The organism is Nostoc sp. UIC 10607 (assembly GCF_047228265.1).
GTDB lineage: Bacteria > Cyanobacteriota > Cyanobacteriia > Cyanobacteriales > Nostocaceae > Nostoc > Nostoc foliaceum_A.
The window spans coordinates 105,048-120,791 of the sequence record NZ_JBIQNW010000015.1; the positions used below are offsets into that span (position 1 = coordinate 105,048).

Sequence of the window (15,744 nt, forward strand, 5' to 3'; positions counted from 1 at the left end):
GACAAGGAGAAAGACTTGTTGCAAGTTCTCACTCAAGTTACCTAGTTCCCTTGTCTGCCCAGATCCCCCCACTTACAAAACTTGATTATTCCGAGTTTCCAAGGTTTGGTTGAGTCTATCCAACGCGCCAATCAATCTTTCTTGGGCTACAAGGTTAGGATCTGGCAAAGGTTCATCGGCGACTTCTTCTTGTCTCTTGAATTTTTGTAAGGCTCGAATTGCCACAAATAAAATTAAGGCAATGATTACAAAGTCAACTATTGCGCCAAGAAACTCACCAATCTTGATTCCCGGACTAATGGTGATTGTTCTCCAGTCTTTGCCAGTAAAACTAACCAAGGGATTAATCAATGGCATGATTACATCTTCAACAAAGGAAGTGATAATCTTGCCAAAAGCAGTACCAATGATGACGGCGATCGCTAAATCAACTACATTGCCTTTAAGGGCAAATTCTTGAAAATCCCTTAAAAAGCCATTTGCTCTTCTTCTTGCTCTTGCCATACTTGAGACTCAATAAGTTGGTTGTAGTCTTTTTTTATATGGTGCTCAAGTTTTTGCCCTCTCTGTTGAGATAGATTTTGCTAAGTATCGAAATCTTGCCAATCTTTAATCAATGGCTGTGATTAAGTATAAATTGGAGAACAGTGTGATTCTATAAAAATGCAAATCACACTAAACTTTTGATGTCAAGTTTCTATGACATTGGTCTCCACGCATCATGCAATTCAATTTGCATCTAGACTGGTCTCCAGCAAGTATGTCATAAGTAAAAAAGCTATTGAACGCAAATTAATTTATGACTGCTACTGTAAATACTACTCCTGGCTTCGCTTCCCGCTTGGTAAATGGCGTACTGGCAATCAAGCCTTTAGCCGATCTAGCCAAGCATCAAGCTAGACAAATGATGATTAAACGTGCCCAGAGAATTGGTGTGCCTTGGACGCAAGAAGTCGAAATACTACAAGCGCGTGATTGGAAGGCCGATCTAGCTCAAGTACAAAATCCTGAGCTTTCCTACCCAGAATACTACTTGCGGCCATTCCATGCCTACGAAGGCGGAGACCTTAGTTGGAAAGCGGCTTGGGAGCTAGAAGTTGCTGCCCGTACTGTCCATGCCGGAATTTGGCAAGATGCTGGAGCACAAGGAGATGCTAAACTGCGGCAAAGTTACCACGATATCCTCAAGGCGCAAATTCCCAATCAACCCCAAGACATCCTAGATTTGGCATGCGGTGTGGGTTTGAGTACATTTACCATGCAAGAAATTTATCCCCATGCCAAGATTACAGGCTTGGACTTATCTCCCTACTTCTTAGCCGTTGCGAATTACCGCGCCCAACAACGTCAAGCTAAAATTAACTGGCTTCATGCCCAAGCGGAATCTACTGGACTACCAGATGCCTCATTTGATTTAGTCTCTATTTTCTTGATGTGTCACGAATTACCTCAGTCAGTAACTCACCAAATTTTCGCTGAAATGCGACGCGTGCTGCGTCCTGGTGGCTACTTGGCAATCATGGACATGAATCCTAAGTCAGAAGTTTACCAGAAAATGCCACCTTACATTTTGACTTTGCTCAAAAGTACTGAACCGTATTTAGATGAATATTTTGCTTTGGACATTGAACAGGCTATTGTTGACGCAGGTTTCCAAACTCCCACTATCACTAACAATACCCACCGTCACCGCACAGTGATCGCTCAGGTGAGTGGTTGATTTTTTTCTAATGCTGTGGGCAGCAATACCACCCTTGCTGCTGCTAGGCTACTACTACTATCGGGTGCCATTTGCCCCGCCTCTGTTAAGGTTACTGATGTTCTTTATCATCGGGGCAATATCTGGTATCTTAGCCCTTAGCCTCGAATGGATTTTTGAAATTGCAGTTAACTGGGTTTTAGACTGGTATCAGATCAAGCGATGCCTACCGCCAAGCAGGTGCGCGTCTACGCTTTTTGGTGTAGCGTTGCGGCAGCTTGTGGAAGTAGGTTCAATTGAAGAAGGCTGCAAGTTAGCAGCGGTTGTTTTTCCAACCTGCTATCTGCAACGCAGGTATCGATTACTCCCCTCTACCGTTTTCCTGTTCACCATAGCCGTTGCCCTTGGATTCACTGCCGAAGAGAACTGGATTTACCTTTACCACGGTACAGCATCAATTCTTGACCGTACTATCGGCACGCCAGTCCACGCTATGTTCTCTGCGCCTTGGGGCTATGGGTTGGCAATATATATTTCCTCTAATACTCGGTTAAATCGAGACAGAAAGTTTATTTTTAGGGCTTGGCTAAATTCTGTAATTTGTCATGCCCTGGTTAATGTGCTATCTAGTGCTTGGCGTTACCCACTACCCCTACGTTTCCTGAGTTATGGTTTATTTCCGTTTCTGTTGTGGATGTTTTGGCGACTGGAACAATTACTGCGAAAAGTGCAAGGTAAGCCTGCAATTCTCCTGATTTCAGACGGTACACCCCAGCGCCGTTACTGGCAGAGGAGTTTAGTGGTGTTTGCTCTAGTGCTGGGTGGAAATGCTATTTTTGGGCTGTTTCTCTTAGCCAGGATTCTTAGTCCTTTGAGTCCGTCAAAGCTTTTTGATGCCGATATTTTGTGGTTTATATTTAGTCGCTTTTTATTAAATCTCTTTTTCGGAGTTTTAGCCTGGGGTATTTATCGCTATTTGCGACATTCCGCTCGTCGTCGATATTTTTAAAATATGATTTAGAAAAATGTTAGGGATAGAACATGGGGCATTGGGTATTAGGCATGGGCATGGGGATAATATAAATTCCCTATGTCCTATGCCTGGATTTTCAATTAGCTAAACTCGTGCCAATACTGGTTGACTAACAGCTGCACTGACTGAATTTGATTCTGATTCATTACAGTAGATTTCGCAGGAGTTATTGGGACTTTCAATCAGTTTCACTTTGTAAAGTTTAGCTCCCAATTCCTGAATGGGCGATCGCAGTAAATTACTAATGTAAAGTGCGATATTCTCAGCAGTGGGTACAACTTCGGCAAAGTAAGAAATGTCTTTGTTTAAAAAGGTGTGATCGAATGGCTCTACCACATAATTTTCTATAACTTGATTCAGGGCACCTAAATCGACAATCATCCCAGTGCGTGGATCAATTTCCCCTTTCACGGTGACTTCTAGATGATAGTTGTGTCCGTGACCGTGGGGACGGGCGCACTTACCATAAATCTCAGTGTTTTCTTCATTACTGAGGTTAGGATGAGCTAACCGATGGGCGGCGCTAAAGTGAGTACTGATAGTGAGGTAGGCTTCCATTGCTTTTCCCATATAATCTGCCCAAAGTTCAGGATGTTCAAATAACTGCACACGAACTAAAGGCAAGTGGGGTGCTAGCCGCTGCCAAATAATCCGTGCAATATTCTCAGTGGTGGGCAGAGTTTGTTGAAATTCTGCCCACACATCGTTGAGATAAGAGAAGTCCAATTGACTGGTAACTTCCTGTTTAATTACGTGTTTAACATCGGACAAGTTTAGCACCATGCCATATTCATCCAATTCCCCGGCTAGGGAGATAAATAAGACATAGTTATGTCCGTGTCCCGGAAATCTAGAGCAAGCACCAAATTTCTCAATATTCTCGGCTTCACTCAGTTCCGGCAACCAATAACGATGACTTGCCGAAAACTGGGCGCGGCGATTAACAATGCATTGCATGAGTACACTATGAGCAGAATTTAAAATTTCTTAATCTTTCTCTGTTTCCAGCATAAACTAATTTCTTTATCAGTTGTCATTAGTCATTAATCATTTGTTATTTGACTAATGACTAATGACTATTTACAGACGCTTGCGCCTCACAGTGCAATCTTGTAGCTATGCGGAATAGTTCTTGACCTGTGTGCAAATAACGCTCATCGTAGTTCAAAGGAAAATAAGCCAACTCTTCGAGTCCATCTGCTACTTGATCCAGGCTGTAGTAGAGATGAGCTGCTGTTCTTGCTAAACTAGGGGGATTCGGCAGGGAGCGAAAAGTAATTTGTGCCTGCTTGAGGTCATCTCGACAGGTTTTTAAGTATTCTTGAAATTCATCTAACAACTCATCATCAAAGGGATCAGCAGCTAATTGCTCCATTTGTTCTTCTAACGAATAAAGAATAGTACAAAGCAAACGATTTACTGGCTGATAGACTTGGCGCAGCCATTCCTCAACTTGCTCGTCAACATCCCGTCCTGTTTTTCGTCTTGTCTGGTGATGCTTTTGCGCTGATGCTGTACGTTGTTGGCGATCGCTATTTAATTTTTCAGAGTCATCTTGCAGTTGTTGGTCATAATTGCGGCGATTTTGGTTGTCGCCTAAGACCTCATAGGCTGCATTGATGCGGATAATCTGCTCGTGATCGGCTGTTTCCTGATTACTGTCAGGATGAAATAACTTAACCAAGCGGCGATAAGCTTGCTTAATCTCCGCTTGGCTGGCACTTGGACTAACTTTGAGAGTTTCGTAATGGTTAGAAACGTGCTTAGAATTGACCATTAATTCAATTTATCGTTAACTGACGCTAGTGGCTAACCTTGCCTCCAGGTCTTGAAACAACGGCGTACTTAAATACCTCTCACCAAAACTGGGCTGAATCATCACAATTAAGCGTCCCTTATTTTCTTGACGTTGGGCAACGCGAATTGCTGCACATAAAGCTGCTCCAGTGGAAATACCAGATAGTAGCCCTTCTTCTTTTGCCAAACGTCGACTGTAGGCGATCGCTTCTTCGTCAGTGACGGTAATCACTTCATCAATTAATTTTATCTTTAGAACTTGGGGAATAAACCCAGCACCAATTCCCTGGATTTTGTGGGGCCCTGGTCGTCCCCCAGATAAAACTGGGCTATTGGCTGGTTCAACAGCGATCGCCTTAGAATTAGGCTTGCGTGCTTTAATCACTTCTGCTACACCAGTGATCGTACCACCTGTGCCCACCCCTGCGACGATCATATCTACCTGTCCATCGGTATCTTCCCAGATTTCAAGGGCAGTAGTTTCCCGATGCACTTTTGCATTGGCTGGATTGCGGAACTGCTGCAACATATAGGTATTTGGTGTAGTATTAACTATTTGTTGCGCTCGCCCAATTGCCCCACTCATGCCTTCCATTCCTGGCGTTAGTTCCAGTTCTGCTCCATAGGCCCGCAACATTGCCCGTCGCTCCCCACTCATTGTCTCTGGCATTGTCAAAATTAATCGATAACCCTTGGCTGCTGCTGCCATTGCTAGGGCAATTCCTGTGTTGCCAGAAGTGGGTTCTACCAATACTGTCTTCCCAGGAGTAATCAGCCCCTCTTCTTCGGCGGCGTTAATCATACTTACTCCAATCCGGTCTTTGACTGATGCCGATGGGTTCATACTTTCCAGCTTCACCAAAATTTCAGCAAAACATCCTTCTGTTTGGGGAATGCGGTTGAGCTGCACTAGGGGTGTACGACCAACCAGTTCTGTAATGTTATGAGCAATTCGCATAATTTAGTCCTTAGATACTTAGTCAAGAGTCATTTGTCAAAAGTCAGTCCTGTTAGGCTTTGACGTTCCCGCAGGGTATGCGGGTTTCTAAACCTAGGGAACTGGCATTAGCGATAGCGAGTAACGAGCGTCGGAAACAGAGTGTCACCCCTAAGAGGGTGTTTTAAAAGTATTATTGCTAATACTAAAATTTCAAAAACCTAGCCTCCCAGCCCCAATTCACTTGTAGAGAATCGAGGTTTCAAAGCTTCTCGACCTTTTGGGGAGGGGTTTGGAGAGAGATGAGTAGTAAGTATACTTTACGGCTTTCCAAACATCCTTTAAGGGTCAAATAACCAATAACAAATAACTCTTGACTAAATGTAGTACATGATATCCAATTGCCGCCGTGAATCTCGTTTTTCACAAAGATCCTGGAGCGTATACTTTTGCAACACTGAATTTGCTGCGCGACTTGCTTCTTGCCAGATTTCTTCTATAATCGAGCTGTCTACCGTTTTAGAATTAACGTTTTCTTCACAGGTTCCCACCTCCAACCCTTCTAAACATTCCAAAATCTCAAAAAGGATGATTTTCCGGGGTTCTCGCATTAATAAATAGCCGCCTTTTGACCCGCGCTGACTTTTGACTATACCCCCACGCCTCATGGTTGCTAGTAGCTGTTCCAGATAGCGATCGGGTATGTTTTGTTGTGCTGCAATTTGTCGAATTTGCAGCGGTTCGCCACTTTCGTAATGAGCGGCCATCTCTAATAAGGCTAGAATTGCGTATTCTGATTTACACGATAGTTCCACAAGTAGTAACAAGTTAGGGTTAGGAGTTAGGAATTATCAGTTAGGAGTTGGGAGCCATTCAATTTGAATTTTAGATAGCCTAAGTTAGAAGTTCGTCGCTGCTAGGGTGAACATTAAAATGTCTACCCTACTGTGGTCTATTCACATAAAACCCTTCATAACTCATAACTTCTAACTAACAACTCCGTAACTCTTCTAGTATACTCCGGTTACCTACTGGGGTTTCTTTATTTGTTGTTGCTACCGACAACAAAAAGCCCCGCCTGATGGCGGGGAGCAATAAAGTTCAAAATTGTCAATGGATAGTCAATACTCTAGAAGGTGAAAGTTGTTCTCAGCGTACCGATAATTGCATCGTCGTTAGCGCTGCTTTGACCAGGAGAGGTTAACCAGATTACACCAGGAGTCACTGAGATGTTATCCGACACACGATATTTGTAGAAGCCTTCAAATTGATAGGGTGTGTCATTACCAGCAAAACCTGGTCGGTTAAAGGAATAGGGCTGTGCACCAGCAAAAATACCTAAAACGTTACCCTGTTTACCAAAATCAGGTAAGGCTACACCGACACCATAGCTCCAAGCTTCATAATCATCACCTATACCGACACCTGTGACATCGTGGTAAGAGACGAAGCCACTAATTGACAGCTTGTCGCTAGGTCTAAATGCAGCTGACACACCGTAGGAGTTGCTGGAACCTGCACCTAATAAAGTGTTAGCTTGTCCAGTACCTACTACAACCTCTCCAAAAGTTCCATCTGATGTGGAACCTGAGTTGAATAAAGAACCACCTGCACTATATCCGTGGACGTAGGTAGCAGCTAAAGCCAAGCGATCGCTAACACTAAAGTTTAACTGTCCAAGAGCTGCGTAGTCACCGTTGGTCAGACCTGAACTAAGAGTAGGATTATTAGCTTCCGATGCCAAGTAACCCGCAGTGATTGAGCTATTTCCTAGAATGCCACCACCTTGACCAAGAGGTAAATTGACCGCTATACCTGCACCACCACCAATCCGATAGATGGGACTTTCAGAAGCAAAGCTAGATAAAGCGCCGTTACCGCCATCAGTGTTGTCAAAAAAGTAAGGATTATTGACGGCTGCATAATGGCTGTGTCGTCCACCACTAGCTGCGAGATAAACTTGGGCTGGGCCTACGGGAGCTTCATAGGTCAATCGGTCTATTTTGACGCTGTTGTTACCTGTGCTACCAACTTGAAAAGTTTGTGTACCTTCAGCAGTGTTGATACCAGCACCAGCGTTATCCACTAATGAAAAGGCTTGTGCATTACCAGCAGAGAGACGGGTAGTTAAAACGTCTCTACCAGTGAAGCTGGTTTGTAAGTTTAAACGCACCCTATCTTGGAAGACAGTATTATTAGCATCACCAGTCTCACCCCCAAACACATCAGTAACGGCAAAAATGGCTTCACCGACTAGTTTGGTAGTAGTGGAGAACTGATTAGCTTCCAATTCCGCAGTCCGCGCTTCTAAGGAATCGACGCGACCGCGTAGGGTTGCCAATTCTGCGGAAAATTCTTCTTGTAACCGTTGTAAGGTAGCTAAATCTTGTTTGGTCACCAAGTCAGCTGTTGCTGTGGCAATCAATTCGTTAACCCGATCCAAACAGGCGTTCAAGCCAGCGGCAAATTCGTAACGGGTCAAAGCACGGTTACCGCGATAAGTAGCATTTGGGTAACCTGCAATACAACCATAGCGCTCAACCAAGGACTGCAATGCTTGGAATGCCCAGTCTGTAGGTTGTACGTCGGAAAATTGAGAAACCGATGTTACTTGAGACTGAGAATTATTTTGGCTACCTTCGTTGCTGTAGCGATTAACTTGATCTATGGTTGTTTGAGCCAATATTTCTGGCTGTTGGGCAACTTCAGTTACACCTGGTTGTCCGACTGGTGATACTTCAGTGGTTGTGTTTGGAGCCGCAATTGCTGTTGCCGAAACTAACAATGTTGCTCCCAAAACTGCTGGGCTAACCACTAAGGATTTCCACAATATACTAGACATCTCTATTACTCCTCACACCTTGTTTAGATAATTGTATTCGTTGCACCTAAAATCTCAAAAATGCGACATCTCATTGAAACCTGTGGATGAGGCATAGTTGCCACTACTACAATTTTAGTTTTTGCAAAGCTAATAAACGATTAACTTAGGGTTAAAAACTTATGTGATTAACTTATGCAAAAACATATCTTTATATCATAACATTATAAAACATCTGATCTAGATGGCAAGATCACAGCGATCGCCTTAATAACTGTCACACATAATTATCTAAATATCTAAGCAGGGAGTAGCGTCTAGGGCATTCACTCCCTACGCAGGCTAAATTGCTCAAAGCTTAGACACTTAACAGCTTGTCAGTAAAAATCACTTCTGCCACTTAGCCCTACTAGAAATCGCATACTAGTTAAAACACAGTGATTCGGCTATACAAACATAGCAGAGCCTTTCAACGGGGTAGTTTGTCTGCTATTTTGATCACAACCACCAGCTTAGGAATCAAGGGTTTTGAAACCCGCGCACTCCAAAGTAAAACACGTAATTCTACTCTTAAAGCTTGCTACGCGCTGCGTCTTTCGTTGCGGTGACTTCCAGTTGCCTAGTGCAAGATGTCAAAAGAAATCACTTAGTTGATTTGGGAAATCGCCTGTGCTACATCAAAGTCAGCCTGCGTCAGCCCACCTGCATCATGTGTTGTGAGTGTAATCTTTACTTTGTTGTAGGAAATCTCTATATCTGGATGATGTCCTGCTGACTCAGCAGGCTCAACCAGCTTATTGACAAACTCAATTGCTTGGATAAAATTCTTGAATGTGCGGGTAATTTGCAACTTGGAGCCTTCAACAGTCCAACCTGACAAAACTTTTGTACGTTCTTGAATTTCTGCCTCAGTGAGTAGTTGTGCCATATCAAAAAATTCCTATTTTTTGTATTGTCTTGATCACATTATGTATTTCATCAAATTAAATCCCTTTTATTCTCTACAGAGAAAAGATGGGAGGATAAACTAGGGCATAATGCGTATGTACATATTTAAATCAGACTTAGTAGATAGACCTTATTGCTCACATTTGGTCAGACGCCAAGGTTTTTATACAAGATATTTTTATTTTTAAGAAAAGTTAAACACGTTGGCTTTGCCTGCGGCAGGCATTGCTATCTTAAATTTTCAAAAGTAACCATTGATAAAACTGATAAAACACAAAGTCACCCATAAAAAACTATCCGCTCTGATTTAGATCAGGCGATCTAAATCAGAGCGGTCTAGCGGGTCTTCAGGTTGCAACCAGACTGCCGGATGGAACTCCCAGCTTGCCTAGCTACTTGAGCTAACTTAGTATCTCAAAGATGACTAAGGCTAACTTTTAGAGAACAGCCCCGGCGCGCAGCCGGCTAACTGCAACCTGATGACCCATGCATTTACTACTTTCTATCATGGGCATCACCTCCTTATTGCCTAAGCGGTCTTAGTCTCAAAAGGGCAGAGTTTTTACTCTGGGTTTATAACCTTCACCTAACATAACACATAAATTTAAAGATATTAACCATATATAAAAAAATCCCCCGCCAAAAGGCGGGAGATTACTGGAGAATGGGGAATATTGACACTTTATTGGCTTATGCCAAGGAGATTATTTAATCTGGGTGGTGTCAATTTTCGGCAACCACAACCCTAATTCAAGTCATGGTCGACTTTTAACATTAGAGAGCGTTACCGCGAGGTAGAACTTCCTCAGGGAATACAAATTGTTCGTGGGGTTGATCTTGAGGAGCCATCCAAGCGCGGATACCCTCGTTCAGCAAAATGTTTTTGGTATAGAAGGTTTCAAACTCAGGGTCTTCCGCCGCCCGCAATTCTTGGGAGACGAAATCATAAGCCCGCAGGTTGAGTGCTAAACCGACGATGCCGACGGCGCTCATCCACAAGCCTGTGACTGGCACGAACAACATAAAGAAGTGCAACCAGCGCTTGTTAGAGAAAGCAATCCCGAAAATCTGTGACCAGAAACGGTTTGCCGTCACCATTGAGTAGGTTTCTTCAGACTGGGTTGGATTGAAGGCGCGGAAGGTGTTAGCACCATCACCGTCTTCAAACAAGGTATTTTCGACTGTGGCTCCGTGAATGGCGCACAAAAGAGCACCACCCAATACACCCGCAACACCCATCATGTGGAAGGGGTTGAGTGTCCAGTTGTGGAAGCCTTGCAGGAATAGCAGGAACCGGAAAATTGCTGCCACGCCAAAGCTGGGTGCAAAGAACCAGCTTGATTGTCCCAAGGGGTACATCAGGAATACGCTGACGAATACCGCAATGGGAGCGGAGAAGGCCAGGGCGTTGTAAGGACGGATACCTACTAGACGCGCAATTTCAAATTGCCGCAACATGAAGCCAATCAAACCGAAGGCTCCGTGCAGGGCGACGAATGGCCACAACCCACCCAATTGGAACCAACGGGTGAGGTTGCCTTGGGCTTCTGGTCCCCACAACAGCAATAGGGAATGTCCCATGCTGTCGGCGGGGGTGGATACTGCCACTGTCAGGAAGTTAGCACCTTCTAGATAGGAGGAGGCTAATCCGTGCGTGTACCAAGAGGTGACGAAGGTGGTACCGGTCAGCCAACCGCCTAGTGCTAGGAAGGCGCAGGGGAACAATAGTATCCCTGACCAACCTACGAATACGAAGCGATCGCGCTTGAGCCAGTCGTCTAGAACGTCAAACCACCCTCTACTGGGGGCGCGTCCAACTGCGATGGTCATTAGAGCAAATCTCCAAATGTTTATAAGTACAGGTTGTATCTGTATTATAGATGGCGATATAAAAGCCTTCCATAAGCAGAAAGTTAACCGGGTTGTTAACCAAGTTTACAATTTTTTACACACCTTTAATCATATTAGGTGTAAATCGCTAATTTTTCTAGGGGTTTTGTAATAAAAATTAATTTTTGCTCCAGATGAGGTGGGGATGGGGGAGCAGGGGGAAAATTCCTCTCCTCTGCACCCTTCCCCTTGCCCCTCTGCCTCTTCCCCATGCCCAATGCCTCATACCCATTTCCCTAGAATCAGTCAGCTGACGCTAAAATGAGTCCTACAGTTAAATTTGATTATTGCTAAATGTTTACCATCGATTTAAGCATCAGAAACACTGCTTTCCCTATCTCAGTACAACGTAAGTCAGCAGAGGATGCTGAGGCTGTCTATCAGCTGATTTTGGCAGCAATCCGCTCTGGGAACCCTGACATTGTAGAACTCAAGTGCGAGGGCAAGACAGAGAAAAAAATTGCTGTCCGCGCTAGTGAAATTTCTGGGGTGCAGATTGTTCAGAAAGATGGTACAACCCCAGGTGGTGGCAGACCACCTGGCTTTTTTGCTGTAGCTGCTGAGTAACCAAGGTTGACAAATGGCTCAAGTGGGCATTGAGGTCAAGGATTTAAATTTCAGTTGGCCGAATGGAGAGAAAGTTATCAAATCTTGCTCTTTAGAAGTACCCAAGGGTGAGTTTTGGATGCTCTTGGGTACTAATGGCAGTGGAAAATCAACATTACTTAGACTGTTGGCGGGGTTATTAGCTCCTGAATCGGGCGAAATTCGGGTTTTGCACCCCGTTGGCTTTGTCTTCCAAAATCCGGATCATCAACTGGTGATGCCAACGGTTGGTGCTGATGTGGCTTTTGGATTGGTAGAAGAAAAGTTGCCACCTGCTGCCACGAGAGCAAGGGTTGAAGAGGCACTAGGAGCGGTGAATTTGCTGACACTCCTACGACGGCCTATCTATGCACTCTCTGGGGGACAGAAACAGCGAGTCGCGATCGCAGGTGCGATCGCCCGCCGCTGTGAAGTCTTATTATTAGATGAACCCACTGCCTTGCTAGACCCAGATAGCCAGTTGGATTTAGTTGCTGGTGTCCGCCGCCTTGTCAAAAGTCGAGGTATTACAGCCTTGTGGGTAACACACCGATTAGACGAGTTAAATTACTGTGACGGTGCTTTCTTGCTAGAAAAAGGTTCTCTGGTAGATAGGGGTGAAGCCCAACGCCTCAAGCAACGTCTGATGGAGGTACATAGCGAAGCCTCCTAATTAAGTGCTGAGTAAATAAGTAGAATTAATTGCACTTAGCACTCAGCATTCCTAAACACTACTGAAAAAGAACTGAAACGCGCCTTTTAAACAAAGGCGCGTTTTAAGTTGGCGCGTCTGTCTTAGGGTTTAGTTTTGTGAGGATGCCGTATTTTTTATTCTGTGTAGCATAGTGTTACATACAATGCATCAATTATTATAAAACTTATGAATGAATTTTGTTAACTCTAGAAAATTGTGATTAAAAACCATGCCCCGTTCCTTACTCCAAGCCGTTTTGTTAGTGGACGGCTACAATATAATAGGCGCTTGGCCTTGCCTTAAAAAAACGCGTGATAGCGTTGGACTAGAGGCCGCACGGGGTGAACTTGTGGAAGCGATGACTGGTTATAGTGCGTTTCAAGGTTACACAACTCAGATAGTTTTTGATGCCCAATATCAGAACACCTCTAGTAATAAAGAAATTGTTACTGAGCTTTTATCTGTTTATTACACTGATTTTGGGCAAACAGCAGATACTTATATCGAAAAATCCTGCGCTTCCTTTCGCCACCAAATAGCCCAATCTTTGATTTCTCGTGTGATTGTTGCTACATCAGATCGGGCACAGCAGTTGATGATACAAGGGTATGGGGCTGAATGGTTGTCGGCACAACAACTCTGTGGTGAAGTGGAAGCTACCGTCTGCCGGATGCGACAAAAGTATCATACGCGCAAACAATCTAAGAGTCGGTTTTTAGCTAATGCCATTGATGCTAAGGCGCGGCAGCGTCTGGCTGAATTACGAATGGGATTACAGTAGATATTTAGTATTCAAGAGTCTCTGCTAGTCTCTGCTTAAGTTCCTGAATGGATTTTGGCTGCAAAAATTCTCTAAATTAAGTTTCTAAAAAAAATATTGGCGAAAGTACTTGCCAAATCTTATTTTTAGCCCTAATATTATAAATCGTGAGTGGTCCTCAGTAGCTCAGTGGTAGAGCGATCGACTGTTAATCGATTGGTCGCTGGTTCGAATCCAGCCTGGGGAGTTTATCAATTTTGGATTTTAAATTTTGGATTCTATATTATCCATCAGAGACTTATGGTCGCTTGACTCGACTGTGACGTTTCTGAATCATGGGTCTTTTGGTGCTTGTCCTAAACAAGTGCTGGAGTTTCAACAAAGACTGCGATCGCAGATCGAACAGGAACCCCTACGCTTTTTTGGTAGGGAGTGGGAACCCCTGCTAGACGATGCCAGAAGTAAGCTGGCGGCGTTTGTAGGTGCTGATGTCCAAGATTTGGTGTTTGTCCCCAATGCGACGACTGGCGTTAATTCGGTGTTAAGGTCGCTGACATTTTCACCAGAGGACGAAATACTTACAACTAACCACGAATATAATGCTTGCCGCAATGCACTTGATTTTATTGCCAGTCGCACTGGTGCGCGGGTGGTGGTGGCAAAAGTTCCTTTCCCTATTGACTCGCCACAGCAAGTAATCGCAGCAGTAATTGAGCGAGTTTCACCAAAAACACGATTAGCACTTTTGGATCATGTTACCAGCCAGACAGGTTTAATCTTCCCGATTCAAGAGTTGGGGAAGGAGTTGCAACAACGGGGTGTAGATACATTGGTAGATGGGGCACATGCGCCTGGAATGATTCCCCTCGATTTGCGAGAGATTGGCGCAACTTATTACACTGGGAATTGTCATAAATGGCTGTGTGCACCAAAAGGAGCAGCATTTTTTTATGTGCGACGAGATAAACAGTCAGAAATTCGTCCTCTGACAATTAGCCACGGCACAAATTCGCCACGCACTGATAAAACCCGCTTTCAGTTGGAATTTGACTGGACAGGTACAGACGATCCTACAGCTTATATGTGTGTGCCAGAAGCGATCGCTTTTATGGGTTCTTTGCTACCTGGCGGGTGGAAAGAATTGAGACAGCAAAATCATCAGCTAGTGTTGCAAGGAAGACGGCTACTTTGTGAAGCGTTAGAAGTGCAGCCGCCTTGTCCAGAGGAGATGATTGGTTCAATGGCGGTTGTGCCAATGCCAGCGATTTTGGAAAACCGCGATTTCATGTCTATACATGATGAGTTGTTTGATAAGTTTGGTATTCAAGTGCAGGTGATGCCGTGGCAGGAAAAACCTCGGCTGTTGGTAAGGATTTCGGCGCAGATTTACAATACTTTAGAGCAGTATGAGTATTTGGCAAAGGTGTTAAAGGGATTGTGCTGTTAATCTAGTTTAGGAAACTGGCGATCGCATCAAGGGTATGTTTTGCACTTGTAGCAGTAAACTTTGGCCCATTTGCCAAATAGATATTTTCTCAGATACCACGTTTAAGGCAAGAGACGCGGTGAATCGGCTAAGGCAAAAGACGCGATAAATCGCCGTCTCTACAAATTGGTACGGCGATTTATCGCGTCTTTGCGATCTGCAAAAAGATTATGGGGCTAGTGCTATTCTTTTAGGTGATTGCACTTAAATTGCTGAAACTAGGATAACGCTTTACATGACTTCTGGAGCGCTGCCTGCCAATCCTTTTGTGGCTGCGGGGATGATTGAAGATCCCAGGCTATTTGTCGGTCGTAAAGATGAATTACACGCGATCGCATCTCGGATGAAGGGCGATCAGCCTACAAGTATAAATATAGTTGGCGAGAAGCACATTGGTAAATCTTCGTTGCTGCATTATTACGTTCGGACTTGGCAGCAGCGAGTATTAAACAACAGCAATAATTATGTGGTAATTTACCTACCGTTACGGGGTGTAGATTGCCAAACTGAAACGGGTTTCTATGAGGCTGTAGCTGAAGGTTTACTGAGTCACGTTCAGGGATGGCAACAACGCAGTCTGCAAAATTGTTGGAAGATTAAAATTAAACCGCTTAATCGTCAAGCTTTTTCAGATGCGGTTAAGCAATGGAAACAGCAAGGAAAGCTACCCGTTCTCTGTTTGGATGATTTTGAAAGCCTTTTGAAATATCCCGATAAATTCGATAATGGATTTTATGACAATTTGCGATCGCTCTCTCCTGCGCCGGATAATCCACGGGGAAACTCCCACGCAGCAAGATAAAGGCGTTGTCCGCAAACTAACGCGAAAAGAAATTTTGACTCCAGAAGGCAATGCTTTTCAAGTGCCTTTAGTACAAAAATATATAGAACAGTTGCTAGAAGAAGAGTAAGCCAGCACTACACTAGTGCATTGACCTGTACCTTTGATGCATCGACCTGTACCTTTAATGCATCGACCTGTACCTTTGATGCATCGACCTGTACCTTTAATGCATTGACCTGTACCTTTGATGCATCGACCTGTACCTTTAATGCATTGACCTGTACCTTTAATGCATCGACCTGTACCTTTA

The 15,744-nt window shown here is 44.1% G+C and carries 16 protein-coding genes and 1 tRNA gene; 8 read left to right on the top strand and 9 right to left on the bottom strand.

Annotated features, from left to right (window positions below):
• Positions 1 to 72: 72 nt before the first annotated feature.
• Positions 73 to 504: a large conductance mechanosensitive channel protein MscL gene (gene mscL / locus ACEYW6_RS15950; RefSeq protein WP_196510810.1), complete on the bottom strand. Its 432-nt coding sequence runs from the start codon at positions 502 to 504 to the stop codon at positions 73 to 75.
• Between the two features lie 295 nt (positions 505 to 799).
• On the opposite strand from mscL, the gene ACEYW6_RS15955 reads away from it, so the two are divergent.
• Positions 800 to 1,720 carry a class I SAM-dependent methyltransferase gene (locus ACEYW6_RS15955; protein WP_412980480.1) on the top strand — a complete coding sequence of 307 codons (921 nt, stop codon included), beginning with the start codon at positions 800 to 802 and terminating at the stop codon, positions 1,718 to 1,720.
• Entirely contained in the window at positions 1,713 to 2,708 is a 996-nt protein-coding gene (locus ACEYW6_RS15960) for a PrsW family intramembrane metalloprotease (protein ID WP_412980481.1), read from the top strand. The genes ACEYW6_RS15955 and ACEYW6_RS15960 overlap by 8 nt, the downstream gene beginning before the upstream one ends.
• 108 nt (positions 2,709 to 2,816) lie before the next feature.
• Here the strand turns inward: ACEYW6_RS15960 and ACEYW6_RS15965 are convergent, their stop codons facing one another.
• From ACEYW6_RS15965 to psbD, 7 genes are all read right to left on the bottom strand, one after another.
• Positions 2,817 to 3,689, bottom strand: a complete 873-nt coding sequence (locus tag ACEYW6_RS15965; RefSeq protein ID WP_412980482.1) for a 6-carboxytetrahydropterin synthase — start codon at positions 3,687 to 3,689, stop codon at positions 2,817 to 2,819.
• A gap of 112 nt (positions 3,690 to 3,801) precedes the next feature.
• Positions 3,802 to 4,509 (bottom strand): J domain-containing protein, encoded by a 708-nt coding sequence (locus ACEYW6_RS15970; RefSeq protein ID WP_412980483.1) that lies wholly within the window; start codon positions 4,507 to 4,509, stop codon positions 3,802 to 3,804.
• Positions 4,510 to 4,524: 15 nt separating this feature from the next.
• Positions 4,525 to 5,487: a cysteine synthase A gene (cysK, locus tag ACEYW6_RS15975; protein ID WP_190896346.1), complete on the bottom strand. Its 963-nt coding sequence runs from the start codon at positions 5,485 to 5,487 to the stop codon at positions 4,525 to 4,527.
• 356 nt (positions 5,488 to 5,843) lie between these two features.
• Positions 5,844 to 6,281 (bottom strand): RrF2 family transcriptional regulator, encoded by a 438-nt coding sequence (locus tag ACEYW6_RS15980; RefSeq protein ID WP_196510815.1) that lies wholly within the window; start codon positions 6,279 to 6,281, stop codon positions 5,844 to 5,846.
• A gap of 314 nt (positions 6,282 to 6,595) precedes the next feature.
• A complete protein-coding gene (locus ACEYW6_RS15985; RefSeq protein WP_190896349.1) occupies positions 6,596 to 8,308 on the bottom strand; it encodes an iron uptake porin in 1,713 nt (570 codons plus the stop codon).
• Positions 8,309 to 8,933: 625 nt separating this feature from the next.
• Positions 8,934 to 9,215, bottom strand: a complete 282-nt coding sequence (locus ACEYW6_RS15990; RefSeq protein ID WP_412980484.1) for a 4a-hydroxytetrahydrobiopterin dehydratase — start codon at positions 9,213 to 9,215, stop codon at positions 8,934 to 8,936.
• A 794-nt stretch (positions 9,216 to 10,009) separates the two neighbouring features.
• Entirely contained in the window at positions 10,010 to 11,065 is a 1,056-nt protein-coding gene (gene psbD, locus ACEYW6_RS15995) for a photosystem II D2 protein (photosystem q(a) protein) (protein ID WP_179066789.1), read from the bottom strand.
• A gap of 354 nt (positions 11,066 to 11,419) precedes the next feature.
• Between psbD and ACEYW6_RS16000 the strand changes: the two genes are divergently transcribed.
• The 6 genes from ACEYW6_RS16000 (at position 11,420) to ACEYW6_RS16025 (ending at position 15,452) form a co-directional block, all read left to right on the top strand.
• A complete protein-coding gene (locus tag ACEYW6_RS16000) occupies positions 11,420 to 11,692 on the top strand; it encodes a hypothetical protein (RefSeq protein WP_012410874.1) in 273 nt (90 codons plus the stop codon).
• A 13-nt stretch (positions 11,693 to 11,705) separates the two neighbouring features.
• Positions 11,706 to 12,383, top strand: coding sequence for an ABC transporter ATP-binding protein (locus ACEYW6_RS16005; protein WP_190898839.1), 678 nt, complete (start codon positions 11,706 to 11,708; stop codon positions 12,381 to 12,383).
• Between the two features lie 250 nt (positions 12,384 to 12,633).
• A complete protein-coding gene (locus ACEYW6_RS16010) occupies positions 12,634 to 13,185 on the top strand; it encodes an NYN domain-containing protein (protein WP_412980485.1) in 552 nt (183 codons plus the stop codon).
• A gap of 154 nt (positions 13,186 to 13,339) precedes the next feature.
• Positions 13,340 to 13,411 (top strand) — tRNA-Asn (locus tag ACEYW6_RS16015).
• A gap of 24 nt (positions 13,412 to 13,435) precedes the next feature.
• Entirely contained in the window at positions 13,436 to 14,611 is a 1,176-nt protein-coding gene (locus ACEYW6_RS16020) for an aminotransferase class V-fold PLP-dependent enzyme (RefSeq protein ID WP_412980486.1), read from the top strand.
• A 274-nt stretch (positions 14,612 to 14,885) separates the two neighbouring features.
• Positions 14,886 to 15,452, top strand: coding sequence for an AAA family ATPase (locus ACEYW6_RS16025; protein ID WP_412980487.1), 567 nt, complete (start codon positions 14,886 to 14,888; stop codon positions 15,450 to 15,452).
• 57 nt (positions 15,453 to 15,509) lie between these two features.
• Here ACEYW6_RS16025 and ACEYW6_RS16030 read toward each other — a convergent pair.
• A partial coding sequence (locus ACEYW6_RS16030) for a hypothetical protein (protein ID WP_412980488.1) occupies positions 15,510 to 15,744 on the bottom strand: 235 nt, incomplete at its 5' end.